The organism is Hyphobacterium indicum (assembly GCF_003129605.1).
Classification (GTDB): domain Bacteria; phylum Pseudomonadota; class Alphaproteobacteria; order Caulobacterales; family Maricaulaceae; genus Hyphobacterium; species Hyphobacterium indicum.
Genome location: NZ_QBDX01000004.1, coordinates 717,685 through 742,569 on the forward strand (window position 1 = coordinate 717,685; position 24,885 = coordinate 742,569).

Below are 24,885 nucleotides of genomic sequence, written 5' to 3' on the forward strand. Positions count from 1 at the left end.
GACACGCCCTGAACGCCAACGATGACGGAAACAGCGCCTGCGGCAAGCACCCCGCCCTTGCCGCCGCCGCCAGCCGTGGCTAAACCCGTTTCCGGACAGGGTTTGTTATATTCCAGGCAAAGGGGCGTTCATGCGTTACGGGTTTCTCCCACTTATTCTGGCCTGCGCGACAGCGTCGGCAATGGCTCAAACGGCTGCAGAGGATGTTCGCCCCGGCACCGTCAGCGAGGATCAGCCCAGCGCCGATTTCCAGATCGATCTGACCGGCGGCCAGCTGGTCACGCTGACAACCCGCTCGGATACTAATTTCGACACCGTGCTCCGGGTCACCGGCACCGATGGCCGCACGCTGGCCGAGAATGACGATTATTCCGGCGGCGGCCTGCAGTCGCAGATCATCTTCCAGCCGCCGCAGCCAGGCATCTACACGGCATCGGTCACCGGATATGGCGGCGCCTTCGGCGCGTTCGAACTGGTGGTCAGCGAGGGCGTGGATTTTGGTCTGTCGGACGCGGCCGAAATCCGGGTTCAGGACGTTGTCACGCTCGACAATGCAAATCCGACGCGGTCCGTCAGTGCGGATTTCGCTGAAGGCGACATAATCGTGGCCAATACCTATGCGGTGAGCCCCGGGCTCGACACCACACTGGAGCTGCGGTCGCCATCGGGCAGCATCATCGCGCAGAATGATGACAGCCGGGCCGGCGGCACGCTCAACTCCCAGATCATCCTGCAGATCGGTGCGGCGGGCCGCTATGACATCGTGGTCGGGTCTTATTCTGGCACCGAAACCGGCGATGTTCTGGTGTCGGTCGCGATCGATCCGAACGCGGAAATTCCCTATGATTTTACGGCGATCGAAGGCACAGAGATCGCCCGTCATTCCGGTGTGATCGACAATGACCAACCGTCCCGCGAATACCCTGTCGCGCTCGAAGCCGGTCAGACCCTGTTGGTCCTGGCCGACGCATTGTCGGGAGATCTCGACCCGGTACTGCGCATCCTGGGCCCCGATGGCGAACCGGTATCGCTGAATGATGACCGTGGCGACGGATCGCTGAATTCCGCCATTGCGCTGACGGTAGAAGAGACGGCCGAATATACAGTGATCATGGAGCGCTATCGCGGCGGCAACAGCGCCGGCGAATACAGCCTCGTGATGTCGCTGGTCGATGCCGGCATCGTCGACGAGTTGCGAGCGCTGCGCGAAAACATCTCGCTGAGCGGGGAGCGCCTGTCGATCCGCACCGAGGACTTTGTTGTCTATTACACGCTCGAGGGAAGCGATGCCTCCTCCGAAGCCTATGCACGCGAAGTCGGCGTGGCCCTGCAGGAAAACCTCGATGCACAGCGGGCCCTGGGGTTTGCCGAGCCTATCCGCGATGAAGAGGGGCTTTACCGCGCCTATGTGTCGGAAGTCGGCGGAGCGCTGGGATTTGCGCGTCCGGTCGAGACCGTGTTCGACAACCCCTACACGCCCGATGTCCGGGAGGAAGCGGCGTCGCGCGCTATTTTCGTCATTGATAATGATTTCGTCGGCCTTGGCGATGCCCCCCCGTCCAGCCTGATCCGCGCCACCGCGACGCACGAGCTGAATCACATTGTCCAGTACGGGTATGACTCGGTCGAAGGACTGAACTGGCTTTATGAATCCACCGCTTCCTGGATCGAGACCGTCACCGTTGGCGATGATCAGGACGCCACCGACTATGTGTCGGCCGATTTTGCCCGGCCCGGCCGGTGCTGGAGCACATCGGGCGAGGGGCTGGATTACGGCCAGTGGACCTTGCTGCAATCCATTGCCGACAGTCATGGCAACGGGATGATCGTCCGCTTCTGGGAAAACGCCGCGCACATGGACGGGCTGGAGGTCATGGACACAGCCCTGCGCGAAGACGGCTCGCACCTGCTTGAAGCCATCACCCGCTGGCGGGCCCGGAATTATGCGCTGGATTACGATCTGGCGCCGGTTTTCAACCGCACCGTGGAGATTTCAGGTACGCTCGGCACCACTGGCCAGACTTCAGGGAAGGGCAGCGTGGAAGAGCTGGGCGTCAATTACTTTGCGCTCGATCTGGACGGGCCGGCCAATCTCTCGGTCAGCCGGGCAGACAATATTGAACTCTTTGTTCTCGGCCAGCGCGGCGGCGAAATCCAGGTCATTCCCCTTGGTCAGTCCGGCACCATCGACCCGGCCGAATGGGAACATGCCGGACTGATGGTATTGAACACATCCATTCCGTCTGCGCCCGGCGAATGCCGCGGACAACGCTATCAACTTGATTTGTCAGACGCCAGCGATGCCATGCCGGCGGCGGCCTTCCGCTTCAGCGACCGGCACTTCATCATTCCCGGTGAGGACGAGGCGGCTTCAGACGAAGAATAGCGGACCCGGCACGGACCCGCCTTTCAAGGGCGGGTTCCAAGCCTTGGCCGCGAAGCGGCCGCGATCCTGCGATGCTTTCGGGAATCGGGAGCGAGCGCAGTATTCGCGAGTCCCCGGTCAGGCCGTTTCCTTTTCCGAATCCTGGCCGGCGACGGCCACCAGCGCTTCATAGAGCTTGCGCGCATTCACCGGCTTTCCCAGTACGCCATCAAAACCGATGGACTCGAAATGCCGGACACGCTCCCCGACAACATCAGCGGTAAAGGCCAGGACATGGACAGGGTTTCCGCCGGCCGCGGATTCCCGTTCGCGCAAGTGTTTGATGGCGATTTCTCCATCCATTTCCGGCATCTGGATGTCCATAAAGACAACGTCGTAACGTTGCGCCGCAACCCTGTCGAGCGCCTCAAGCCCGGTCTTGGCGATATCGGGGGTGATGCCGAACTCGCCCAGCAACAGCTTCATGGTTTCGATATTCAGCGCATTGTCCTCAACAAGGAGCACGGAAATATCGCCAAGCTGTGCGGCATCCCCCATCCCTTCGGCGGGCCGGGTTTCAGCAAGATGAGCTTCGCGAAGCGGCAAATGAACAGTGAAGCAGGAACCCTTGCCGGGCTCGGACCGGACCTCAATATCTCCCCCCTGTGCTTCCGCCAGCCCCTTCACAATTGCGAGCCCCAGTCCGCTCCCGCCAAACTCACGCGTCGTGGAGCTGTCAGCCTGCATGAAACGGTCGAAAATCCGCGCCTGAGCCTCCTCCGGGATTCCGATCCCGGTGTCTTCGACTGCAATCTCCAGGCAGGTGCCGCCAGCTGCGCAAAAACCCGGATGGGCGGTCACATGCACATGACCGGCTTCTGTGAACTTCAGGGGGTGGTGTCAGACGAAAGCGAACTGGTCTCAGATTGGCAGGGTTTCGTCGATTTAGGCGGCAAGTTGCCGCCATTCGGCCAGCGCGATTTGCCGGTTCTCCTTGAACCAGTCTCGGTCATTGATGTGGCGCTCTAAATTGAAGTGGTTGTGGACGGACGAATGGACGGAGACGAATTTCTGGAGACTTCGCATTCGCCTGAATCTGAGCATCGCCCGTTCTCGTCTTCGTAGGGGCTGATGTGAGTTTTCGGCCCTGTTGTTGAGCCACCTCCCCACGTCCTGTTTGTCTTCGTTTCCGATGACCTTCATGGCAGCTTTGTAAGAGCGCAACCGGTCCGTCACGATGACTTCCGGGCTGCCATATCGCTTCATGGCTTTGCGCAGAAACTTCAACGCTGCTTGGCGATTACGGCGCTTGGTGACGAAAGCTTCCAACACCTCACCTTCGTGATCGACAGCGCGCCAGAGATAGTGCGTCTCACCGTTTATCTTCACAAACACTTCGTCCAGATGCCATTGCCACTGGGGCCAGGCGCGTAGCCGATCGGCGCGCCTTTGCCGGATCTCCGCAGCGAATATCGGGCCGAACCTGTTCCACCAGAACCGCACCGTCTCATGGCTGAGATCGATACCGCGCTCGTGCAGCAGATCTTCCACGTTTCGAAGCGACAGCGGAAATCGGACATACATCATCACCGCGAGACGGATGACCTCAGGTGATGTCTTGAAGTAGCGAAATGGGTTTTTCATCCAGGCAGTTTGGCCGACGAACCGATAATGACCGGTTTAATCTGACAATGCCTCGAGCGGTGCTGTTTACGGTGAATGACCCATGGAAACGAAAACCCGAACCCCGATCGCAAGTCTTGGCGCCCTCTCATTCGCGGAGTTGAAGGCAAGTTGGCATTCCCTGTTTGAAGTTCCCCCGCCAGTCTTCAATCGGCGCTCGCTCGAAGCGCGCCTCGCTTATCGAATTCAGGAATTCGAGCATGGCGGGCTGAAGGACCGGTCGCACAAGCGGCTTCTGGCCCTCGCCGACGAACTTGATGGCGGTGACCACACGAAACGGCGCAAGCGAGCGGATAACAAGCCCATTGCCGGCACCCGCCTGGTCCGCGAATGGAAGGGCGTCGAATATCTCGTGACGGTCCGGCGCGACGGTTATGAGTTCAATGCCAAGCACTACAAATCCCTTTCAGCCATCGCTTTTGCGATTACCGGCACGCGCTGGAATGGCTGGAGTTTCTTCGGGCTTTCAGACTCCCGGGGGCGGCGATGAATTTCGCATCGCAATCTACTGGCCCGAAACGCTGCGCGGTCTACACACGAAAATCCCGCGAAGAGGGACTCGATCAGGAGTTCAACAGCCTTGATGCGCAAGCCGAAGCCTGCCGCAACTTCATTGCCAGTCAGCGCCATGAAGGTTGGGTCGCGATCGACGAGGAGTTCCGGGATCCAGGCTATTCAGCCGGCACACTAGAACGCCCTGCTATTCAGCGCTTGATCAAGCGGGTCGAGCGGGATGAGGTCGACATCATCGTCGTCTACAAGATCGATCGCCTCAGCCGGTCGATCATGGACTTTGCCAAGCTTGTCGAACTCTTCAATGCGCATGACGTCAGCTTCGTGTCGGTCACTCAGTCGATCAATACCAGCGATGCGATGGGCAAGCTCTTGCTCAACGTGCTGATGTCCTTTGCCCAGTTTGAACGTGAGAACACGGCCGAGCGCATCCGCGACAAGATCGACGCCTCGAAGCGGCGCGGCATGTGGATGGGCGGACCTTTGCCCTTTGGTTATATCAGCCGCGACAAGCAGCTGGTGCAAAAGCCGACGGAAGCCCGGATCGTGCGGCACCTCTTCAAGCGCTTTATAGAGCTCGGTTCGGTCCAGCGCCTGTCGGAAGAAACACGGGCCTCGGCTTCGATGCCGGACTTCGCGAAAAGCCGCCTCTACAAGATGTTTTCCAACCCCATCTATATCGGGAAGATCCGCCACAAGGGTGCGGTCTATGACGGACGCCATAAAGCCATCGTTGATGAGATCACCTGGGCAAAGGTTCAGGCCATCCTGAAGACCGACAATCGCCAAAGGGCATCGCGGACGCGCGCGCAAACGCCGGCCCTGCTGAAGGGGATCCTCTTCGGACCTGATGGCGCGCCCATGTCTCCCAGCCATACGAACAAGGGCAAGAAGCGTTATCGCTACTATGTCAGCCAGACCGTGCTGGCGAATGGTGCTGGCGCCTGTCCAATCGGGCGCATCAGCGCGACCGAGATCGAAAGCCTTGTGATCGAGCGCATCAAGGGGCTCCTCCACGAACCGGAGATCCTGTTCAGCGCATGCCGTGCGTCGAAAGTGATCGGGCTAACGGCAAGCGAGGAGGAACTCGCCGCATTGATCGACGAGCTGACACCGATCTGGGAGAATCTCTTTCCGGAAGAGCAGGCACGCCTGGTCAACCTCCTCGTCGAGAAGGTTGTCATCCACCTCGAGCATGTCGAGATAACTTTGCGCCTTGATGGTCTGCAGCGACTTGCTGGCGAAGCACGCGAGGCTGCCTGATCCATGGAACGCCTAGCCCGGATAGAAGGCGAACGCATCGGCAACCGGCTTATCCTTCGGGTGCCGGTCAGCTTTCGTAAGCATCGGGGCCGCAAGGAGATCCATGCAGCTGGCGCCGGTCCGGTAATCGCCAAACCGGACCACGCTCTCCTCAAAGCGGTAGCACGCGCGCATCGATGGCGCGCATTGCTCGACAGCGGTAAGTTTGAAACTGTCCGCCATCTGGCCCGCGCCGAGCGTATCTCCGAGACCTATCTCGCCCGCGTGGTTCGAATGACGCTCCTGTCGCCAAAGCTGGTTGAAGCCGTCCTGACCGGAAACCCGCCGGCTGGGCTGTCGCTCAAGACCGCGCTGGAGCCCTTTCCTCTCGACTGGTCAGAACAGGATGCCTGGTTCGCCTGATCGCCGTAAGGTCGGGACATGTGTCCGATCCACGCGATGGATCACTTCAAACTGTCGTCGCTTGACCGGCGAACTTGCAATCCGAAAACCCGTTTGAAATCCGTGTCCTGAATGGCCCTTGCCGGCTGCCGTACGAGATTCTCTGAGTCTTCAGGTTTTGAGAAAACAGGGCAATTTCGGCCAAACCCTGCCACTTTATCGAAAGTGCGAGTCTTAAGGTTCCAGCCGATTATCTCGCATGGCTTGGGATCCCGGCGCTCGGGAACTTGGCTTTGAGACTGGTTCGATGAGTGTAGTGGCGGTGGATGAGAAACCAAGATCGAAATCGCAGTTCTGTGATCAGATACGGCCGTTTTTACTCCACCCGCCTAATGCGCACTTGTGATGACAATTAGGCATTATAAACAGCCGGAAACATCGCAAGACAGACTGAGCTTGCGAACCGGTCTAGTCTGACGGCTCCACCAGTGCCGAGCTTTTTCCAGCAAGATTGTGCCACTGCTTAGTCGGATCAAATATATCGCCTCACCTTCTGCGCATACTGATTGAAAGCCTCACCAAAGGTTCTACGCATGTGCGGCTCCTCTACCCATGTGATGAACACATGGATGATCGCCATAAAAAAGAGCGTGGAAGCCAAAGCCAGTTCGGAACCCGCAATGATGGCCGCTCCGAGGAACATGCCCGCATAACCGACATACTGTGGATTGCGTGTATGACGGTATATACCGTGCTGGATCAGCTCGTCTTCAAGTAAGCCGTAGACCCGCTGTTGCGATCCGTAGGCATATCGTCCCAGATAGATGACAGCGGCGCCACCGATGAACATCACTGTTCCGATGGCGACTATGATGGGGGATGGCGCAAATAGGCTGCCGCGATCCAGCCATGATAGCGCGAGTGTCGCGATGAAATGACCATGCATGATGACACCAGACATAATCGCGGTTTGAGGTGACCATTTGCCTTGGTGTTTAAACTCGGCCTTCGCCCTAAGCATAAAGGGAAGCGAAAGCGTTGCTGTTATGACCACATAAGCAATAACTCCGATGAGCAGGGGTGACATTACGCGTCTCCTGTATTGGCCATGGCTGAGTGTTCACGAAGCTCATCGAGCGCCTGTTTACAGATCGACCATGCCGACCGGCTGAAGATGCCGGCGAGCACAAAGGCGAGTAGCAGATCGGGCCAGGCTGATCCGGTGGCGGCCACAAGACCGCCAGCAATCATCACACCGACATTGCCGATGGCGTCATTGCGCGAGCAAAGCCAGACGGAGCGAACGTTTGCGTCGCCGTCTCTCCATTTTAGCAGAATGAGCACGCTGGCCGCGTTGGCGAGAAGCGCCGCAAAGCCAACAATGCCCATGGTTTCTGCAACAGGTGGCTCTCCCGACAAAGCCCGCATCAGTGTCATAGCTAGGACGGAAATCGCAATCGCGAACAAAAGGCCGCCTTTGAACAATGCGGCTTTGGCTCGAACCGCAATGGCAGAGCCGATGACCAAAAGGCTGATGGAATAGGTCATGGTATCGCCCGCGAAATCCAGTGCATCGGCCTTGAGGGCTTGGGAGCCCGACGCAAAACCTGCGGTTATCTCGACGACAAACATGACGAGATTGATAAAAATAACAGCCCAAAGCGCGCGGCGATAAGCGGCTGAGGTACCATCAAATTTTTGGTCGTTTTCGCAACAACTCATTTTCTTGACTCCTAAGTTCAAGATGGAGTCTAATTTCTACAGCGACTGTAGAAGCAAGAGCAAAATGCAAAAAGAATTCACCATCGGCCAAGCGGCGAAAACATCGGGCGTCAAAGTGACCACCATTCGCTATTATGAAAGCGTCGGCTTGATGCCCGAACCGCGCCGCGTTGAAAGCGGTCGACGAATCTACGGGCAAGCGGCCGTAGACTTACTTGGCTTCATTCGGCACGCACGTGATTTGGGGTTTACCGTCGATGCCATTCGCGACCTGATCGATCTTCAGGAAAACCCTGGCACCGATTGCGCCAAAGCCGATGAACTTGCCCGGCGGCACCTCGTCGATACGCAAACGCGCATTGAGCAGCTAAGGGTGCTCGAACGTGAATTAGAACGCATGATCGACACTTGTTCCGGCGGAGAAGTCGGAACATGCGAAATTGTCACAAGCCTGTTCGACCACTCCAAATGCCTGGCTGACCACAAACAGAAAGCATCGAAGGCATCATAACGATTATTGGTCGCTATTTGGCTTTGCAGCGCCCGATCTCCAGCCAAGAAGTAAAAGAGCAACGCCGACAAATATGAGAACATCGGCCAGGTTGAATGTTGGCCAACGAGTCGCCTGCCATCCAAAGTCCAAATAGTCCGTGACGGCCCCATCGCCGAGCCTGTCAATCGCATTTGCAAGTCCACCAGCCGCAAAAAAGGTGCTGGCAGCGTGGATGAGTTTTGAGCTTTGCCGGGCGGCCCAAATTAAAGCAAAAACAACCAAGATGATGGCGAAACTTGAAAGCAGATAGGGCGCAATCCAATGCGAACTATCCATAATGCCAAAACTAACGCCTCGATTGTGGCCCAAGGTAAGGTTAAAGCCAGGAAAAATCGATATCGACGTGCCAACTTCGGTCAAAAATCGCTCAATTTTGAGTTTCACCAAAAGGTCGAGAGCGATCATAGCGGGCAACATAACCAGTAGGCCGCCGTGAATTTTGCCTGGTCCAAAGCGGTGGCGCGAAAAAATTGTGGTCTTAAAAATCGACATGGAGAAAGCCTACTTTGCGAGTGACTCGCCGTCAGTTAATGGGTTCCGTCTTCGGTAATGGAAATGGCAGGCGTATCTTCCTGCCATTTCCAAACTTGCCTTCTGCTAGCCAAGCGATCCTTTTGGCCCAGGTCTTTGCGGATGAGGCGCAAACCATTTGTAGACCGCCGGTAGAACCAGCAATGTCAAAACGGTCGAAGTTACCAATCCGCCGATAACTACGGCTGCGAGAGGTCGTTGAACCTCCGAGCCGATGCCGGACGCAAAAAGCAACGGCATCAAGCCAAGGCCGGTAGTTGTCGCGGTCATCAGAACGGGCTGAGCACGACGCACTGCTGCCTCCACGCTGAACACGTCAACGTCCGAGCGTTCCTTTGCGAAGCGGTCGAGGAATGAGACCAAAACCATGCCATTACCTAGGGCAATGCCGAAGAGAGCAATAAAGCCAACGGAAGCTGGAACCGATAGGTTCTGACCGGTTAGCCACAGCGCCGCGATACCACCGACCAGCGCCAACGGGATGTTGGCGATGATCAAGAGTGCGCTTTTAAGCCGTCCAAAGCTAAAAAGTAGCAAGAGGAACACGACACCCAGTGTGACTGGGATGACGACGGCGAAACGCGCATTTGCTTGTTGCTGAAGTTCGAACTGACCGCCCCATTCGATAAAATACCCTGGCGGTAACGCGACATTTTCGGCAACGGCATTTTGCCCTTCTCGGACGAACGAGCCTATGTCGCGTTCGCGGACATTGGTTTGAATGGCAATGTACCGTTGGCCATTCTCACGCGTGATCTGCCGAGGCCCCTCGATACGTTCAATGACTGCGACCTGGCCGAGGGGTATGATTTCTCCTTCGGGGCCATTCAATACGATACGACTGATGCGTTCGGCATTCACCCGATCTTGTTCGCGGTAACGGACGATGATGTCAAAGCGTCGGACACCTTCGAATACCTGGCCAGCTTGCGAGCCACCAATCGCTGTTCGAACCACTGACAAAACATCTTCCACGTTCAGGCCATAACGGCTGATCGCTTCCCTGTTGACGGTAATCCTAAGCTGCGGAGCGCCGGTCACCTGATCTGTCTGGACATCCGCCGAACCGGCAATATCGCGGATGACATTTGCAATTTGCGCCGCGTATTCCTCAAGGACCGACATGTCCTCTCCGAACAGTTTGATCGCCAAGTCCGCTTTAGTACCTGTCAGCAATTCGTCGGTTGCTGCCGCAATCGGTTGCGTGAAGTTAAAGCGAGCCCCCGGAAAGGATTCAAAGCTTTCGCTCATCATCGCGAGCAACGCATCTTGTGTCCGGGCAGATTCCCACTCACCGCGCGGCGCAAGCGCCACGAAGGCCTCCGCACTGTTTACCGGGTCTGCGTGGGCACCAACCTCGCCGCGGCCAATACGCGTGACGATGCGCTCAACCTCAGGGAAGTTGGATTGTAGCTGTTGCTCAAAGCGCGTTACCGTTTCTCGGGCTTCCGGCAACGAGATAGATGGCGCCATGGTCAGCCGGACCAGCAAATCACCCTCGTTCATGCGGGGCGTAAACTCAGAGCCCAATCGCGGGAATATCGCACCGCCAACAAGCAGCATTGCTGCTGCTAGCGTGAGTGCTGCCCATCTCTTGTGAACAAAGAAGCGTACCAAAGGTGCAAACCGGCGTTCGTAGAAATCAGGTTCATCCTCACCCGATGACTTTTTGCCAATTTTCAAGCCGAGCATGGATGCAGCCGGTGCAAGAAGCACGGCGAACACCAATGATCCTGCCATCGCAAAAACAACAGAGAAGGCCAGTGGTCGGAACGTTTTGCCTTCGACGCCTTCCAACGTCAAAATTGGGACGAACACGATCACCACAATCAGGATTGCAAAGACGAGCGGCTGTAAGACTTCCGCACATGCGCCAGCGATAAGAGCGCGTTTGTCGTCGCCCTCTTTCGAAGCGGTCAGGATACGGTTTGCGTTTTCAACGATCACAACCGCACCATCCACCATCATCCCGATAGCGATAGCGATTCCACCTAGTGACATCAGGTTGGCGGATACGCCAAAGAGCTGCATTGCGAGCAAGGCAAAACCCACTGAAAACGGGATTGAAGCCACGACAATAAGGCTAGGTCGCCATCCTCGCAGGAAGAAGAGCAATATGATGGCGACAAGTAGCGCGCCCTGCCACAAGGCCGTGGTCATGGTGCCCACAGCGGCTCCTACCAATTCTGACTGATCATAGTAGGGAACAGCCCTCACGCCTGGCGGCAATGTTTCGTTGATCCGTTCAAGACGGTCATGAACGCGGGCGATCACTTCGTTGGTATTGGCACCAAGGAGTTTGAGAACCAGCCCAGCAACCACTTCGCCTTGACCATCCATGGTCGCCATGCCTTGCCGAGGCGCGCCGCCGATCTCTATGTTCGCGATATCGCGAACACGCACCGGCACACCGTCTTCGACTTTCACGATAATATCTGAAAGGTCATGGATGCCCTGAGCCAGCCCGACCGCACGAACCGTGTATTGCTCGCTGTTTTCGATCAAAAACTGAGCCCCGGCATTGGCATTGTTGGACTCAACAGCCGTTACGATATCTTCGATGGACAGTTCGTATCTCAACAAAGCCTCGGGTCGAACATTGATCTGATACTGCTGTTCGAAACCTCCAAGCGATAGAACTTCGGTGACACCTCGGACGGTTTGAAGGTCAAATTTGACCTGCCAATCCTGCAACGTCCGCAACTGAACGCCATCAAGATTTTCATCCGACGTTTCGAGGAAGTAGAAGAGAATTTGGCCTAGGCCGGTCGTGATCGGCCCCATACCTGGATCGCCAAACCCTTCGGGTATTTCTTCTCGGGCTTGCTGAAGGCGTTCTCCGACAAGTTGGCGCGCCCAATATATGTCGACGCCATCTTCAAAATAGATGTTGACGACGGACAAACCAAAGTTCGATGTCGATCTCACTTCTCGAAGCCGAGGCAATCCATTCATGGAGGTTTCAACCGGAAACGTGACGTATCGTTCGACTTCTTCCGGGGCGAGGCCTTCCGTCTCTGTAAACACCTGCACAAGTGTTGGTGTGACATCCGGGAACGCATCGACAGGCATCGACCTGAATGTGACGATCCCTCCAATGAGTACGAATGCAAATGCGAGTGCAGCGAGCAGTCTTCCCCCCGCTATTCGATGTAGCAGGCCGGTTAAACCAGAAACTTGCTGTGAAGAGTTAGTGTGCGTGTCCATCATCAAACTCCTCTTTCTGCAATTCGGCTTTCAAAGAAAATGTTCCGGTCGTGGCGATCATTTCGCCAATCGCAACGCCAGACAGGATTTCTGCATACCGATCCGAACGCCGTCCGATCTGAACATGGCGAACCTCAAATCCATCACTGGTTCGAACGAACACAACGGATTCACCTTCAACGGTTTGAAGCGCCGACACCGGTACGCGTAACGTAGGCTGCGCGTCAGACGCAGCCGCAATCACGGTTACAAACATGCCTGGACGCAGACGGTCGCCGGGATTGTCGATGACAATTCGAGCTCTACCCGTTCGTGTTCGTTCGCCGATTTGAGGACTCACGAAATCAATCGTCGACTCGATTGGTCGGCCTCCGTCGCCCGGATCAATAGAAACTGCAGCTCCAGCACGAAGTCGACCCAGGTCGGCGCCGTAAATCGCAGCATCGACCCAAACAGAATCAGTGTCAGCGACAATAAAGGCTGGCGGCTGTGCGCCTTCGGTAAGAACCTCACCAAGAACAGCATGGCGCTCAATAATTGTTCCGGCGATCGGTGCAGTCAGCTCATATCGGGTTAGCGAAATATCTGACGACGCAACCATCCGAGGCAGAGTGGCAACATCAACACCAAGAGCGTCCAGCTGCTGACCGGCACTGCGAACCTCAATTCGTGCTTCCTCGAGCGCCCGTCTCGCGTTGAGATAATCTTGCTCGGCTGAAATCTGACGTTCCCAAAGGCGCTCTTCGCGTTCAAAGGAGCTTTCTGCAAGATCCAATCTTGCCCGCGCCGAAAGATAGGCCGCCTTGGCATCTGCAAGTGACCGACTATTCAAAACCGCGAGAATATCGCCAGCATTGACGCGATCACCTTCGGTTACGTTCACACTGCTAACGATGCCGGACACGCGTGGCGAAACATGAGCCAGATGGTTTTGATCAAAACCCACTTCTGCAGGCAATTCCAAAATCCCATCGACTGGCCCACTTGTTACAGCCGAGACGACGATACCAAGTTCAGATATCTGGCTTGCGTCGAGGTGAACTTCGACCGCCTCATCATGGTCGCCATCTTCTGAATCAGTATGCCCATCATCGTCGCTATTGTCGTCGTGGCTAGTTTCAGTTTCGATGTTGCTTGCAACGGCAGATGGTTCGCTATTTTGGTCTTGTTCACCCGGACTTTCGGCAGAACACGCTGCGAGCGCCAGTGCGCTGGCCGTAATCAGCAATAGATTGATTTTATGTTTGGTCATTGTGCTGCCTCCTCTGAGGTCGTTTGGACCAGTCGAGTAAGTTGAGGCGCACCAGCTATTGCATCGAGTTCGATAGCCGCACGCGCCAACTCGGCACGGGCGGCGATCAGATCAACTCGAACATTGAAATAGGAACGCTGGATATCCAGGAAATTGAGGATATCCATGGCGCCTTCGCGGTAGGCCTCTTGAGCTGCTGATAATGCGTTTTCAGACGCCGGGAGGATATTTTGATTGAGTTGTGTGTAGGTCGACTGAGCGCGTGCAAAGCGACCAGCTGATGCAGCATATTGCGCGATCAATGACCGGCGCATGACTTCTTCGTTTAATCGGGCTGCAGTCTCTCGCGAGGCTGCCGCAGCGACACCGCCCTGGTTTCTGTTTATGATAGGAATTGGAATTTCAAGCGTTGCGACGAAAGCCGTCTCGTCGGTGGCGCCAAACCGGCGCACCCCTGCACCCACAGTCACATCAGGAATGGCTTCTGCGCGTTCGCGTCGAATTTCTAGGCCACGAGCTCGTGTTATGGCTCGAAGTTGAATGAGTCCGGGGTTGTTCGAAATCCATTCAACCGGGTTTGCGTCCGCAAAGGCGCTGAGATCAAGCGATTGTAGTGGCGAGGTGAGCTCTTCACTGAAGGCGTCGCCAGACCAAATTGCCACAAGCTGATCGTTGGCTGCGGCTTGAGCACTTTCAGCATCATTGGCAGCGATTGTCGCCAACCCGACAAGCATTTCGGCGCGGTTGCGTTCAATTGGAGACGCGCGGCCGGCGTCAACACGCGAACGTATTGCCTCTGCGGAATTATTCGCGATTTCCAGAAGCTCTGTACGAAGAGAGAGAGTTTCTGACGCCGCCTGGGCGTCAACGTAGGCCTGAGCAGTACTTGCTAAAAGGCGGGTACGTTGAAGCGCTAAGTCTGCCGTTGCTGCTCGCGCCCAAGCGCTCGCCGCATCGCGAGCCCGTCCGCGATCGCCGCCTAGCGGGATTGTTTGGTTGATCGACAATGTGGTATCGGCGTCGCCGAGACCTCCACGATCAGAACCAAATTCCTCTATTTCTGCGCCCAGGATGGGATTGTCCCACAGCCCGGCTTGTAGAGCGTCGGATTCGGCGGCGCGTATTTCCTCGCGCGCTGCATCGGTGATTGGGTTGTTTTCCAATGCGAGGTTCAGCGCATCGGATAAGGTGAATGGGACTGCAGAAGCGGATTGCGCCTCGGCAGAGCTTATGGAGATCCAGGCCAGCAGGACTGCTGCCATGGTCATCCGCCCCAGCCAATTTGGCCGGGCGATAAATGTTGAATTCATCTAGTGTAATTCCGATTGTTGGTTTCAGTTCGACAAAGTTGTCAGGCTGAAATCTCAATCGGTGGCTGAAACGGCGGCTCAAGAGCTCGCGTCCTGAATCGGACGTCCGGAAAAACAAATGATGGGGTTGATGAAACTTCAATAGAAGCCTCAAAGCCCGCGCGGGGGTCCATCAAGTTATGGCACGCAACGCACATATGGGCGGCGTGTGCCGATGATGCCGGTTCAGATTGACCTACATCAATCTCGACAAATCTCTCATCCGAATGATGATCGTGGTCAGGCGCAGCTGAACTTGCGACTTCGCTTGCCAACGCGAAGAATGCTACGGTGACCAACAAAATTTTGACGCCTAAATTCATACTCGTATGTATACGACGCGTGAATTCACAGTAACAAGCAACGAATACATTATGTTATAACCTCCGACACGATGCATTCTGATCTCGAAACTTTTGTTTCCATGACAACGCCGGCTTCTCGACGAAGTGCCACGACAGCGCCGAGATTAAAAAGGTAAGCGGCACAGACCAAAGAAACAGGCCCAATGGCGTGCGAGCCAAGTCAAAATGCCAGAGCGTCTGCATGACCGGATAGTGCCAGATATAGATCCCGTAGGACCAATCCGGCATATTCGCGAAAGTCGGCAGCCCCCCCAGCTTTGAAAACGCTAGCCAGAACAATATCGACGCCAGGCCAAGATTCAGAAATGTCTCGGCCAGCGGCGATGATCCCATCCAATACCAGATTGGCAACGCGAAGACGGCAACGATCGGCAGAAGCGGTAATCGGTGCCTTGCCGAATACATCAGCATGCCGAGCAGAAAGGCCGTTCCGAGCCGCAAGGTCAGTGTTATGATCACCGGAATATCGGGCGAGTAGAATTTGATCACCAGATATCCGGCCGTCGCTACGACGAGCAAAAATAGATAGGCCCGCCAGCCACGGGCAAAACCGGCAAAAAACAGCACGGCCGCGCCAATATAGGCCAGCACTTCATAGCGCAGTGTCCAGAGTGTGGCGGAAAATTCTCCAGGCGCCGGGTTGTTGCCAAACACCCCCAGCGGACCTTGCGACGTGTCCATGAACAGCATGACATTGACCGGATAGAGCCAAGTCTGTGCGCTGGTCCAGTACTCGGGCATGCTTGCGGTCGTCACAACTGGCCCGATCAGCAGCGTGGAGCTGATCGCGAGTACCAGCAGAGCCGGAAGAATGCGAAGCACGCGCGACGCCGTGTAGCTCGCTACATTGGCGCGATGCTCAAGGCTGCCCGCTATTAGAAATCCGCTGAGAATGAAGAACCCATTCACGGCAACATAGCCAATTGACCAGCCATGAATTGCGACGAACGGACCGCCTGCAATGCCGTGCGGTACCACAAAGATGTGTTCAATCATAACGGCTGTTGCCAACACCAAGCGTATCAGAGTGAGCCGATTATCGCGTCCGGTGAACGCGCTCCCGATTGTGGACGTAATTATAACGCCGTCTCCCCACATGCTGACACAAGGTAATACGCCGCCAAGCATAAGACCCCTCACGATGACTGTTATCACGCGGAATGAGGGTTCGCGCCCCGCTATTCGTAAGTGGATGAGAACTTAGCGATTAGGGGACTTATCTGATGTCTGAACCAACTCGTGCGCCGATGCGCATTATTCCGCTTGGGCTCACCCTGTCGACATTCTTGCTGATCACATTCGTGACTTGTGTCGGCTTTGGATTGCTCGCTCCACAACAATTTCACATGCATGAAGCCTGGGCGCCCTTATTGCCCGGTTTCGAGTGGCTGACCCCAACAGGGTTCCTGTTCGGCGCAATCGGGGCCTTCTCCTACGGCTGGTTTATCGCCATCGTCTTCGTACCCTTGCATCGATTCTTCCACAAATAACGGAATGAACGGTCGAGCCTGCCGTTTGGGTTGATCAAGGACTGTGACCGCTCGATTACTCGCAACAAGTGCCAGACTGGATGGGTGGGCAGTCAACGCTCCCATAGGAACAAAACACGCAGCAGTCGCCAGCGAGCGGCTTGATGACCATCTTGCAGGAGGGACAGTCCCAGAAATACTGGCATGCGTCCGTTGGCATGAGTAAATCCGGGTGAATGGTCTCGCATTCAGGGCATGTCAGAGTTGACTTGAAATTCATTTCCATCGCCAAACGCTGCTGGTCACTCATTGCGGTTGCCCGACCTCATTGAGACCTCCCACCTATTAAGCTGGCCAATCGGACCCGGTGGCGGAATGGTGTTGCGCTCCGCAAACCCGAATGTTGGCGATGATTGGCTCATCTATCCTCTCATCCATTCCAGCAGCGCTCGTTGTATCTGGAATTCATATAGTGGAAGGAGCATTGTCATGATCAGGAAAAGGGCACCGACGCTCCACCAGGCCCAAAACATCCATCGGGCGCTGCCACGACGGAGAGCCAGCACAGCAGCAACGATCAGGATAATTGTCGATATGCCGAACAGGACAGGTTGTATCCGAGTCAACCAGGCCAGCTTTGCGACAAGACTGGTCGCCACACCCAGATTTACCAGCAGGATCGGAACGACACAACAGGATGCTCCAATCAGGGCCAGAAAACTGCCGAACACACCGCCGCCGTGAAGAAGCGGTATGGCTTTGGCCGAAGATGACGTGTCCCTTGACATAAAGGAGTCCTACTCCCTGTAGTTAGTACAGGTGCAAGATGTAAAATTTGGAAGATCGATCACAAAAATGAGAGACGCCCTCAAACGCGGACAGTTGGCCCAATCGCTCGGCTGCAACATTGAAACAATCCGATACTATGAAAACATTGGTTTGATCGGGCCTGCTGATCGCTCCGCCAGCGGACACAGATTATACAACAAAGCCGATGCTGACCGCTTGCGATTTGTTCTGCGATTAAGGCAGCTTGGGTTTTCCATCGGCGATATTCGTAGCCTGCTCCAGACAATCAACAGTGGTGATTATTCTTGCAACGAGATTGCCCAGGTGGCCGAACGGCACATTTTGACCATTCAGGCGAAAATCAATGACCTCGAAAAGCTTGAACGCAATTTGACAAAGATCACCCGTCAATGCCATCGGGGAAACTCGCCCGATTGCGCTGTTATCGACGCCCTTTCAGAAACATAGAGGTGTAGTGTCTTGGCGCTAGTGATGCCCGGCAAGCTATTCGCGTGAAATCGAACGCTGGGCAAGTGCCATCCTGAGCAGTCTCTGCATGCGAATAACGAGCAGCACCAATCCTGCCAATACAGTCACCAGCGCAAATAACGCGGCGGTGATTACGAGCGGATTGTTGAAGTTTTCGCGCTCCTGATAGTCCATGATGTGAAGCATCCAGAAAAAATCATAGAAGCGCCAGGCGTTGTTGCGCCGCGCCGTCACCAGTCCCGAGTCGGGTGACACATAGATGCGTGTGCCTTCGCCATCATCGAACGAGACCCGCCAGGCCGGGCCGGGGCGGCGGGACTCCCATGTCGCATCCTCAAAATACTCGATCTCGGCAATCTCCGGGTCACCGGCATAGTCGGCGACGGCAATTTCAATCGCCCGCTCCCGGCTGATCGGCGTGATCACCTCCCCCGTAATCGCATCGACGAGCTCACTGTTGCCGCTCGGTCCGGTGACATTCCACACCACCTGTCCCTGCCAGATTTGCAGGGTGGCGGCGCGGATCGTCTGGCCGGGAAAGACCGCCTCCGCGGCCTGCCCGATCGGAATGATCGCCGCAGCTTCGATCGGGACCGGAGCCGGGGCTGCGATATTGTGTTCGCCCCGGACGGTCTCGATGGGAATGACGCTCATCACCACGCCGCCCGTCACCCAGAGCACGATCTGGATGCCGACGAGCAACGCGACCCATTTGTGGATCCGGATCGTCCAGCGCAGCAATGCCGTCATGGTCAGTTCCTCGTAAAACCGCCGCGCGCCCGGACCGGAGCGCGCGGCGGATCAAATCGCGTTTGTCTCAGAGGCGATCAGTCTTCGTTGCCATGACCCGCAGCGCCGGCATCGGTCTCGGCGTGATCACCATGTCCATCGCCATGACCGTCGCCGTGACCGTCGCCGTGGTCCATGTCGCCGTGATCCGCTCCATGCTCCATGTCCCCGTGGCCTTCACCGTGACCGTCAGCGTGCATCATGGCGTGGCAGGATTCGGCCAGCGCCTGATCTTCTTCCGACATGGCATTCATGATGGTGTCGTGGTCTTCGCCGGCTTCGTGGCGGGTCATCATCCAGTCTTGCATTTCCATGCAGGCCGTGTGCTGCGGATTGTCATTGGCGGCGGGTTGCGCCTCTTCATGGTGATCGGCAAAGGCCGATCCCGCAGCGATCAGAAAGGTCGCGCTACCGAATGCGATTGTGAACTTGTTCATGTCAGTACTCCAGTGGGTTGAAAAATGTCGTCAGAACCAGACCCGGACGCCCGCCACGATGGCGGTTGATTCCGGATCGACACCCGCCGCGCGGGCATAGTCAGCGGTCTCGCCAAGCTGGCGCGTCCATTCCACGCCGACATAGGGCGCGAACTGCCTGACAATCTCATAACGCAGGCGCAGCCCGGCCTGAAGGCTGGTGAACCCCGCTCCGGTCTCCAGCGACGGTATATCCTCGGCCGACCACGCCAGTTCGGCGCGCGGTTGCAGAATCAGGCGCTGGGTCAAGAGCAGCTCGTATTCGGCTTCCGCACTGCCGGTCAGCTCGCCCCGGTCGGACAGATAGGCCGAAACATCCACTTCGAACCAGTAAGGCGCCAGCCCCTGAAGGGCGGCAACGGCATGCGTGCGTCCGTTTCCATCCTCGAAGTCATGGGCAAGCCCGCCCTGCACATCGAAATAGGGCGAGATCGCGCGCGACCACAGCGCTTCGACGCGCGCTTCCTCAAACGCGCCATGATCGAAAGAATACTCGGCCTCGCTCTTGATCCAGAGGCGGTTCAGACGGCCGCCATACCAGGCGTTGATGTCCCACAGCAGCGTCTCTTCATCGTCGCGGACCTGATACTCGAACCGGTCGGTCTGAAAGAAGAATTGCCTTTGCCCGCCGGTTTCATGGCGAAGCTCTTCGAACGACTGCTCCATCTCCTCGGGCGGATAAAATTGGTGCGCATAATCCTGCGCATGGGCGGCGCCTGAGCCAGCAATCACGGCAGCGGCGGTGAAAAGAAGGGTCGCGCGCATCAGTGATCTCCGTGGTGCATATGGTGACCGGAAAGCGCGGGCGGCGCCTCGCCGGGCCGCACCGAAACCACCTGAAACATGCCCGCATGCATGTGGTAGAGCAGATGGCAGTGGAAGGCCCAGTCGCCGACATGCTCGGGCGTCACATCGACCGACAGCTTCTCGCCGGGTTTCACATTGATCGTGTGCTTGCGCGGCTTGTGGGACGTCTCGCCGTTCACGACCTCGAAGAACATGCCGTGCAGATGGATCGGGTGAACCATCATGGTGTCATTCACCATCGTCAGACGCAGGCGCTCGCCTTCAGTGAACTCGATCGGCTCGACGACCTCGCTGAAACGGGTGCCGTCGAACGACCACATATAGCGTTCCATATTGCTGGTCAGATGCACCTCGATCTCGCGTGCAGGCGCGCGCTGGTCGGGATTGGGAGCCAGGCTGCGCAACTGGGTATAGGCCAGAGCCCGGTGTGGCACGTCCTCCAGACCGGCACCCGGTTCATGCAGCCGGCTGACGGGCTGCATGGCGACGTTCGCCACCCCCGGTCCTTGCGGATGGTCGTGGCGGGTCATCGTTTCACCGCCGCCGTGAGCCCCATGATCGTTGGCAGCAGATGCGGGTGAAGCCGGTGCGCCATGCGCGCTATGGTCCATGCCGGACATCGATCCGTGATCCATCGCGGCGTGCGGGTCCGGGTCTGGCTGGCGGCCGTGACCCATCGCGGCGTGAGGATCCGCCGCAGGCATGGCACCATGGTCCATCCCCGCCATCGAGCCGTGATCCATGCCCATGTCGCGCATCGTCAGCGTCGGGCGCGGACGCAGGGCCGGGACCGGAGCCACCATACCCATGCGCGGGGCCAGCGTGGCACGCACATAGCCGCTGCGGTCGATGGTCTCGCACATCAGCGTGTAAGCGCGGTCCTCGCGAGGCTGGACGACCACATCATAGGTTTCGGCAACGCCAATCTGGAATTCGTCGGTTTCAACCGGCTGCACATCCAGACCATCGGCCTGAACCACCGTCATCGGCAGACCGGGAATGCGGACATTGAAGAAGGTCATTGCCGAGGCGTTGATGAAGCGCAGGCGCACTCGTTCACCGGGTTCGAACAGGCCGGTCCAGTTGTCGCCGGGACCATGCCCGTTCATCAGGAAGTCGAGCGTCGCCGCCGTGACATCCGAGATGTCAGTCGGGCTCATCCGCATCTGTCCCCACATCAACCGGTCGCGCAGCGCTGTCATGAAGCCGTTCTGCGACGCATCGCGGAAGAATTCCGGTACGGTGCGCTGCTGGAAATTATAGGTGTCGCTCGACGCCATCAGGCGCTGAAAGACGTGGTGCGGCCCTTCAAACGTGTAGTCCGAGAGCACGATCACATACTCGCGGTCATACCCGACCGGGTCGGTGCCGCGCGGCTCGATCACGATGGGACCATAATGACCCATCTGCTCCTGCAGGCCGGAGTGCGAATGATACCAGTAGGTCCCCGCCTGAGTGACCGGGAAGCGGTAGGTAAAGGTCTGGCCGGGGCGTATGCCGGGGAAGGTGACGCCCGGTACGCCGTCCATCTCGTTCGGCAGCAGGATGCCGTGCCAGTGAATGGACGTGTCTGTGTCCAGCGTATTGTGGACCCTGAGCGTGATGTCATCACCCTCGCGCCAGCGCAGCAGCGGAGCCGGCACCTGACCATTAACCGTGATGGCCGGGCCCGTTCGTCCGTCAATCGCCAGCTGCGACCGTCCGATCGTCAGGTCAAACTCGGTGCCCGACAGAGGCTGAAGTCCCGCCAGATTGGCCGCCGGACCCGGTTGGGCCCAGGCCGGCAGCATGGATGACGCCGCCAGGCTTCCGCCCAACGCAGCAGATGTTTGCAGAAAGTGACGGCGTGAAAACAAGGCCTGACTCCGAATCTTGAATTGGTGTTTGCGCTGCCGGAACGGTTTGCCCAAAAGGGGGAGGAAAGGAGGAAACCGACGAGACCAGCAAGCGCAAACTATGTCTGACTACGTGAGGGCTATTCGACCCCCTCACCTTTTACTGCATTTGAATCACGCAATCTGGATCGGGCTCTGTAGATCCGCACTTCAACCGCTTTAGATGTCAGGCCCATGACTGTGCCGATTTCCCCATGAGACAAGCCCTCAATGGCTGACAAGAGCAACGGGGTCTTCAACCCTTCCGGCAAGTCCTGGATCGCACTGTCGACCTGCTCAAGCGTCTGCCGGTCGGAAACTTCTATATCCGGTGCGGGAGCCGTGCTTGCGAACTGCTCCACGGATTCATCACCGCCCAGCCAACGCATGGCCGTTCGCTTTCGCAAGGCATCACGCCCCTTGTTGCGGGCAATGTGAAACAGCCAGGCCACGAAAGGATGCTTTGAGTCGAAACGGTGAAGATTGCGATGCAAAGCGACAAAGGTCTCTTGTGCGGCATCCTGCGCATCATCCATGTTTCCGAGCAGGCGCGTCAAATATCGCACGACCATGGGCGAGTGGCGCCGCATGAGCAGATCGAAGGCCTGACTCCTGCCATTGTGGGCCTGTGTTACGAGGTCAACATCAACGGCATTGTCATCAAGCTGACGGGTATCATCGTCCGGCATCAAATGCGTCTGCCAGTCGGGCATCAAAGGATGCGCGTTGATCGTCGGTGAGTACCGCCCGCATCGCCAAAATGTGGCTCAGCGTCTCAACCTGGAGCTCGCCCATCGCAGAATGGATTGCCTGTGCATGTATGGATACCTGATCGGACAGCTCCTGATCTTCCAGCAAAGCCTCACCCATGGCCTGGCGCGCTTCCGCCATTTGTGCTTCCAGCGCGTTTCGCCGAATGGCAAAGGCGGCTTCCAGCTCCTCAATCAAGGCGTCCTGCTCTGGTGACAGGTGCAATTCATGATGGACAATGGCATGGAGGCTGGGGGCATCGTCCTGATCGGATGCAAACAGCGTGATACCCATCCAGACCCCGGCAAGCCCGCCGAGAACGCCCAGGGTTACAGCAACGATACCAGCACGAAGCATCAGGACCCCGCCTTGGGCAAATCTGCAAGCGCCGAAATCGAGTAAGGCGCATGGCTTGTGAACACGGCAAGGTCATCGACATCGCGATCAGTCGCCAGAGCCGCGCCGGAGACACTGCCGACAACAAGCGCCATGGCCGCTGGGGCGGCCCGCCATGCGACACCGGGGCTGACGGACCGGAGTTCGTCCATCAATCCGCGCCATCGTTTCGGACGGTGGTGAATGCGTTGCCAGACCGAAGCGGCAAAGGCGCGTTCGTCAAACTCCGGTTTCGCCGCGGCCATTTCCTCGAATTGTCGATCAATCGGATCCATCGTCATGTCTTAAAACCCCTCAGGATGTATGGAGATGGCGCAGCCGCCATCCACTCTCTGTTCGCGTCAGAATAGCCGTGCCATGCGCGTCGCGTTCACGGGCTTCGCCATGCGACACATATTCCATCCGGATGGTGAATGTCGCAACCGCCAGATCGCCATCAATCGCGATTTCGTAGCCATGCCAGTCATAGACATCGATATCAAAGCCTTCGGCGGCAAACTCCGGTGCCAGATGATGGTCGCGGTAATCGGCCCAACCGATATTGGTGCCCGAGCCCTCAAAGATCGTGAAGTCTTCGCCATCGGCTAATACCCAGGCTTCGGCTTCTGTGACGTCTTCTGCAGCAAGAGCAGCAGAATAGGCCTCAAGTGCCGCTTCAATATCATGTTCTTCGTGAGCGAATGCGGGAGCCGAGGCGAGAAGGCTTCCAGCGAGGGTCAATACAACAAGTTTGATCATTTCAGTCTCCTTGTGAGCGCGCGACTGATTTCGCGCGATGGTTTGAGAGCCAGGTATCGCCCCAACGGCGGATGACGTGTCTTGATGGTTTTTCAAGCCATTCATAGGTGGCGCTGGACGCTGCCAGCATGGCCACGAGCATTGCCAGAAGGGCAACAGTACCGACGGTTGCGTCGATCAGACCAAAAACGTCCTGCAACAAATTAAAAGCGATCATGAAGAATGGAACATGAAGCATGTAGATCGCATAGGATATCTCACCGAGATACCGCACAGGGTCCCTCTTGGGCACGCTGTGCGCATGCCGATCCAATTCAGCCAATGTATAGATGAGCGGTGCCCCCAGAAGGGCAATAACACGGTCGTCCCATGCCCAATGCGCCGCCAACAGATAGACGACGAGGCTCACCGCAAAGCCTGCCAAGGCTGTATTCCAGCCAAGGGTGTAGCGGCAACCCAGCCGGTAAATGGCTATGCCGATCAGAAATTCAGGGATAATCCTCAATACGCCAAATCGCTCGGTCGCCATCGGCAGGCTTTCGCCAAACAGACTCTGATGTAGCTGATCAAAGAGAAGAAACGACGCGATAGCGATCCCGGCCAAGATGATGGGTCGTTTGGCCAAAGCAATGGCAATCATCAAATAGGCTGGAAATGCCAGATAGGCGAACCATTCAGCGCTGATTGACCAGGAAGGACCATTCCAGCCCGGATTGGGGGCAAAGCCCCATGCGTGAACCATCAGGAAATTGGCCGGCAAGTCAGCCAGCGGAAAGTCTTGTGGGCTGAACGGAACACCCATGAACCAGGCACCCAGCGCCACTAGGGCGAGCAGCGCTATCGTGGCGACATGTAACGGATAAATCCGGGCGAACCGGGCAATAATGAATTTTGGAAAGTCGAATTGCCCTTTTTCACGTGCCGCAAGATAGACATGCGCCAGCACGAAACCCGACAGGATGAAGAACAGGTCGACGCCGAAACGGCCCATCGCAAAAAAATCTGTGACCGCATCGACATTCACCGCCCAAGGCTCGCGCCAGTGGTAGAAAACCACCCACAGCGCCGCAAAAAAGCGGAGCCGGGTCAATGATGGAAGATCGGCTGGGTAAACAGACATTGTG

Annotated in this window: 27 protein-coding genes; 7 read left to right on the forward strand and 20 right to left on the reverse strand. The window is 57.0% G+C overall.

The genetic code is table 11. From position 1 onward, the window contains the following. Nucleotides 1–130: 130 nt before the first annotated feature. Nucleotides 131–2,386, forward strand: a complete 2,256-nt coding sequence (locus DBR16_RS11355) for a pre-peptidase C-terminal domain-containing protein (protein WP_109261362.1) — start codon at nucleotides 131–133, stop codon at nucleotides 2,384–2,386. 117 nt (nucleotides 2,387–2,503) lie between these two features. Here DBR16_RS11355 and DBR16_RS11360 read toward each other — a convergent pair whose 3' ends face one another. Together DBR16_RS11360 and DBR16_RS11365 are read right to left on the reverse strand one after the other, a co-directional pair. Next, on the reverse strand, nucleotides 2,504–3,256 hold the full coding sequence (locus tag DBR16_RS11360; protein ID WP_267894813.1) for an ATP-binding protein: 753 nt from the start codon (nucleotides 3,254–3,256) through the stop codon (nucleotides 2,504–2,506). A 54-nt stretch (nucleotides 3,257–3,310) separates the two neighbouring features. After that, on the reverse strand, nucleotides 3,311–4,009 hold the full coding sequence (locus tag DBR16_RS11365; protein WP_109261364.1) for an IS6 family transposase: 699 nt from the start codon (nucleotides 4,007–4,009) through the stop codon (nucleotides 3,311–3,313). Nucleotides 4,010–4,091: 82 nt separating this feature from the next. Between DBR16_RS11365 and DBR16_RS11370 the strand changes: the two genes are divergently transcribed. From DBR16_RS11370 to DBR16_RS13905, 3 genes are read left to right on the forward strand one after another with little or no spacing between them, the layout of a single operon-like run. Beyond that, nucleotides 4,092–4,538, forward strand: coding sequence for a DUF2924 domain-containing protein (locus DBR16_RS11370; RefSeq protein ID WP_109261365.1), 447 nt, complete (start codon nucleotides 4,092–4,094; stop codon nucleotides 4,536–4,538). Then, on the forward strand, nucleotides 4,535–5,824 hold the full coding sequence (locus DBR16_RS11375) for a recombinase family protein (protein WP_109261366.1): 1,290 nt from the start codon (nucleotides 4,535–4,537) through the stop codon (nucleotides 5,822–5,824). Before DBR16_RS11370 ends, DBR16_RS11375 begins: the two co-directional genes overlap by 4 nt. A gap of 3 nt (nucleotides 5,825–5,827) precedes the next feature. Continuing rightward, nucleotides 5,828–6,226, forward strand: a complete 399-nt coding sequence (locus DBR16_RS13905; protein ID WP_125184557.1) for a hypothetical protein — start codon at nucleotides 5,828–5,830, stop codon at nucleotides 6,224–6,226. Nucleotides 6,227–6,737: 511 nt separating this feature from the next. On the opposite strand, the gene DBR16_RS11385 is transcribed toward DBR16_RS13905, so the two are convergent. Further along, nucleotides 6,738–7,292 (reverse strand): PEMT/PEM2 family methyltransferase, encoded by a 555-nt coding sequence (locus tag DBR16_RS11385; RefSeq protein WP_109261368.1) that lies wholly within the window; start codon nucleotides 7,290–7,292, stop codon nucleotides 6,738–6,740. Beyond that, nucleotides 7,292–7,927, reverse strand: a complete 636-nt coding sequence (locus DBR16_RS11390; protein ID WP_109261369.1) for a cation transporter — start codon at nucleotides 7,925–7,927, stop codon at nucleotides 7,292–7,294. Before DBR16_RS11390 ends, DBR16_RS11385 begins: the two co-directional genes overlap by 1 nt. Nucleotides 7,928–7,991: 64 nt before the next feature. Between DBR16_RS11390 and DBR16_RS11395 the strand changes: the two genes are divergently transcribed. Further along, a complete protein-coding gene (locus tag DBR16_RS11395; protein WP_170108337.1) occupies nucleotides 7,992–8,438 on the forward strand; it encodes a MerR family transcriptional regulator in 447 nt (148 codons plus the stop codon). A 3-nt stretch (nucleotides 8,439–8,441) separates the two neighbouring features. Here the strand turns inward: DBR16_RS11395 and lspA are convergent, their stop codons facing one another. The 5 genes from lspA to DBR16_RS11420 form a co-directional block, all read right to left on the reverse strand. Then, on the reverse strand, nucleotides 8,442–8,972 hold the full coding sequence (lspA, locus tag DBR16_RS11400) for a signal peptidase II (protein WP_109261371.1): 531 nt from the start codon (nucleotides 8,970–8,972) through the stop codon (nucleotides 8,442–8,444). A gap of 105 nt (nucleotides 8,973–9,077) precedes the next feature. Further along, nucleotides 9,078–12,218, reverse strand: a complete 3,141-nt coding sequence (locus DBR16_RS11405; RefSeq protein ID WP_109261372.1) for an efflux RND transporter permease subunit — start codon at nucleotides 12,216–12,218, stop codon at nucleotides 9,078–9,080. Next, a complete protein-coding gene (locus DBR16_RS11410) occupies nucleotides 12,202–13,470 on the reverse strand; it encodes an efflux RND transporter periplasmic adaptor subunit (RefSeq protein ID WP_109261373.1) in 1,269 nt (422 codons plus the stop codon). The genes DBR16_RS11405 and DBR16_RS11410 overlap by 17 nt, the downstream gene beginning before the upstream one ends. Further along, nucleotides 13,467–14,780, reverse strand: coding sequence for a TolC family protein (locus DBR16_RS11415; protein WP_109261374.1), 1,314 nt, complete (start codon nucleotides 14,778–14,780; stop codon nucleotides 13,467–13,469). Before DBR16_RS11415 ends, DBR16_RS11410 begins: the two co-directional genes overlap by 4 nt. Before the next feature lie 416 nt (nucleotides 14,781–15,196). Next, the gene (locus DBR16_RS11420) at nucleotides 15,197–16,312 is read right to left on the reverse strand and encodes an acyltransferase family protein (protein WP_109261375.1); all 1,116 of its coding nucleotides are present in this window, start codon (nucleotides 16,310–16,312) and stop codon (nucleotides 15,197–15,199) included. Between the two features lie 95 nt (nucleotides 16,313–16,407). On the opposite strand from DBR16_RS11420, the gene DBR16_RS11425 reads away from it, so the two are divergent. After that, on the forward strand, nucleotides 16,408–16,674 hold the full coding sequence (locus DBR16_RS11425; RefSeq protein ID WP_199288387.1) for a hypothetical protein: 267 nt from the start codon (nucleotides 16,408–16,410) through the stop codon (nucleotides 16,672–16,674). Between the two features lie 55 nt (nucleotides 16,675–16,729). Here the strand turns inward: DBR16_RS11425 and DBR16_RS14180 are convergent, their stop codons facing one another. Continuing rightward, entirely contained in the window at nucleotides 16,730–16,963 is a 234-nt protein-coding gene (locus DBR16_RS14180; protein ID WP_407657716.1) for a GDCCVxC domain-containing (seleno)protein, read from the reverse strand. Between the two features lie 112 nt (nucleotides 16,964–17,075). Further along, complete coding sequence (locus tag DBR16_RS11435; protein WP_109261377.1) at nucleotides 17,076–17,441, reverse strand: hypothetical protein; 366 nt, start codon at nucleotides 17,439–17,441, stop codon at nucleotides 17,076–17,078. A gap of 67 nt (nucleotides 17,442–17,508) precedes the next feature. On the opposite strand from DBR16_RS11435, the gene DBR16_RS11440 reads away from it, so the two are divergent. Next, nucleotides 17,509–17,910, forward strand: a complete 402-nt coding sequence (locus DBR16_RS11440) for a MerR family transcriptional regulator (protein WP_109261378.1) — start codon at nucleotides 17,509–17,511, stop codon at nucleotides 17,908–17,910. Nucleotides 17,911–17,946: 36 nt separating this feature from the next. Here the strand turns inward: DBR16_RS11440 and DBR16_RS11445 are convergent, their stop codons facing one another. The 9 genes from DBR16_RS11445 to DBR16_RS11485 all read right to left on the reverse strand — a co-directional run bounded on the left by DBR16_RS11445 (nucleotide 17,947) and on the right by DBR16_RS11485 (nucleotide 24,881). Next, nucleotides 17,947–18,681: a PepSY domain-containing protein gene (locus tag DBR16_RS11445; protein ID WP_109261379.1), complete on the reverse strand. Its 735-nt coding sequence runs from the start codon at nucleotides 18,679–18,681 to the stop codon at nucleotides 17,947–17,949. Nucleotides 18,682–18,758: 77 nt separating this feature from the next. Further along, complete coding sequence (locus DBR16_RS14055) at nucleotides 18,759–19,157, reverse strand: hypothetical protein (RefSeq protein WP_199288388.1); 399 nt, start codon at nucleotides 19,155–19,157, stop codon at nucleotides 18,759–18,761. Nucleotides 19,158–19,187: 30 nt separating this feature from the next. Next, entirely contained in the window at nucleotides 19,188–19,961 is a 774-nt protein-coding gene (locus tag DBR16_RS11455) for a copper resistance protein B (RefSeq protein WP_109261380.1), read from the reverse strand. Further along, nucleotides 19,961–21,859, reverse strand: a complete 1,899-nt coding sequence (locus tag DBR16_RS11460) for a copper resistance system multicopper oxidase (RefSeq protein WP_109261381.1) — start codon at nucleotides 21,857–21,859, stop codon at nucleotides 19,961–19,963. Before DBR16_RS11460 ends, DBR16_RS11455 begins: the two co-directional genes overlap by 1 nt. 119 nt (nucleotides 21,860–21,978) lie before the next feature. Continuing rightward, nucleotides 21,979–22,590 (reverse strand): RNA polymerase sigma factor, encoded by a 612-nt coding sequence (locus tag DBR16_RS11465; protein ID WP_109261382.1) that lies wholly within the window; start codon nucleotides 22,588–22,590, stop codon nucleotides 21,979–21,981. Next, on the reverse strand, nucleotides 22,553–22,984 hold the full coding sequence (locus DBR16_RS11470) for a Spy/CpxP family protein refolding chaperone (RefSeq protein ID WP_109261383.1): 432 nt from the start codon (nucleotides 22,982–22,984) through the stop codon (nucleotides 22,553–22,555). Before DBR16_RS11470 ends, DBR16_RS11465 begins: the two co-directional genes overlap by 38 nt. Next, entirely contained in the window at nucleotides 22,984–23,304 is a 321-nt protein-coding gene (locus DBR16_RS11475) for a hypothetical protein (protein WP_109261384.1), read from the reverse strand. Before DBR16_RS11475 ends, DBR16_RS11470 begins: the two co-directional genes overlap by 1 nt. Nucleotides 23,305–23,317: 13 nt before the next feature. Beyond that, nucleotides 23,318–23,761 carry a YybH family protein gene (locus DBR16_RS11480; protein WP_161539492.1) on the reverse strand — a complete coding sequence of 148 codons (444 nt, stop codon included), beginning with the start codon at nucleotides 23,759–23,761 and terminating at the stop codon, nucleotides 23,318–23,320. 1 nt (nucleotide 23,762) lies between these two features. Then, on the reverse strand, nucleotides 23,763–24,881 hold the full coding sequence (locus DBR16_RS11485; protein ID WP_109261386.1) for an acyltransferase family protein: 1,119 nt from the start codon (nucleotides 24,879–24,881) through the stop codon (nucleotides 23,763–23,765). Between the last annotated feature and the right edge of the window lie 4 nt (nucleotides 24,882–24,885).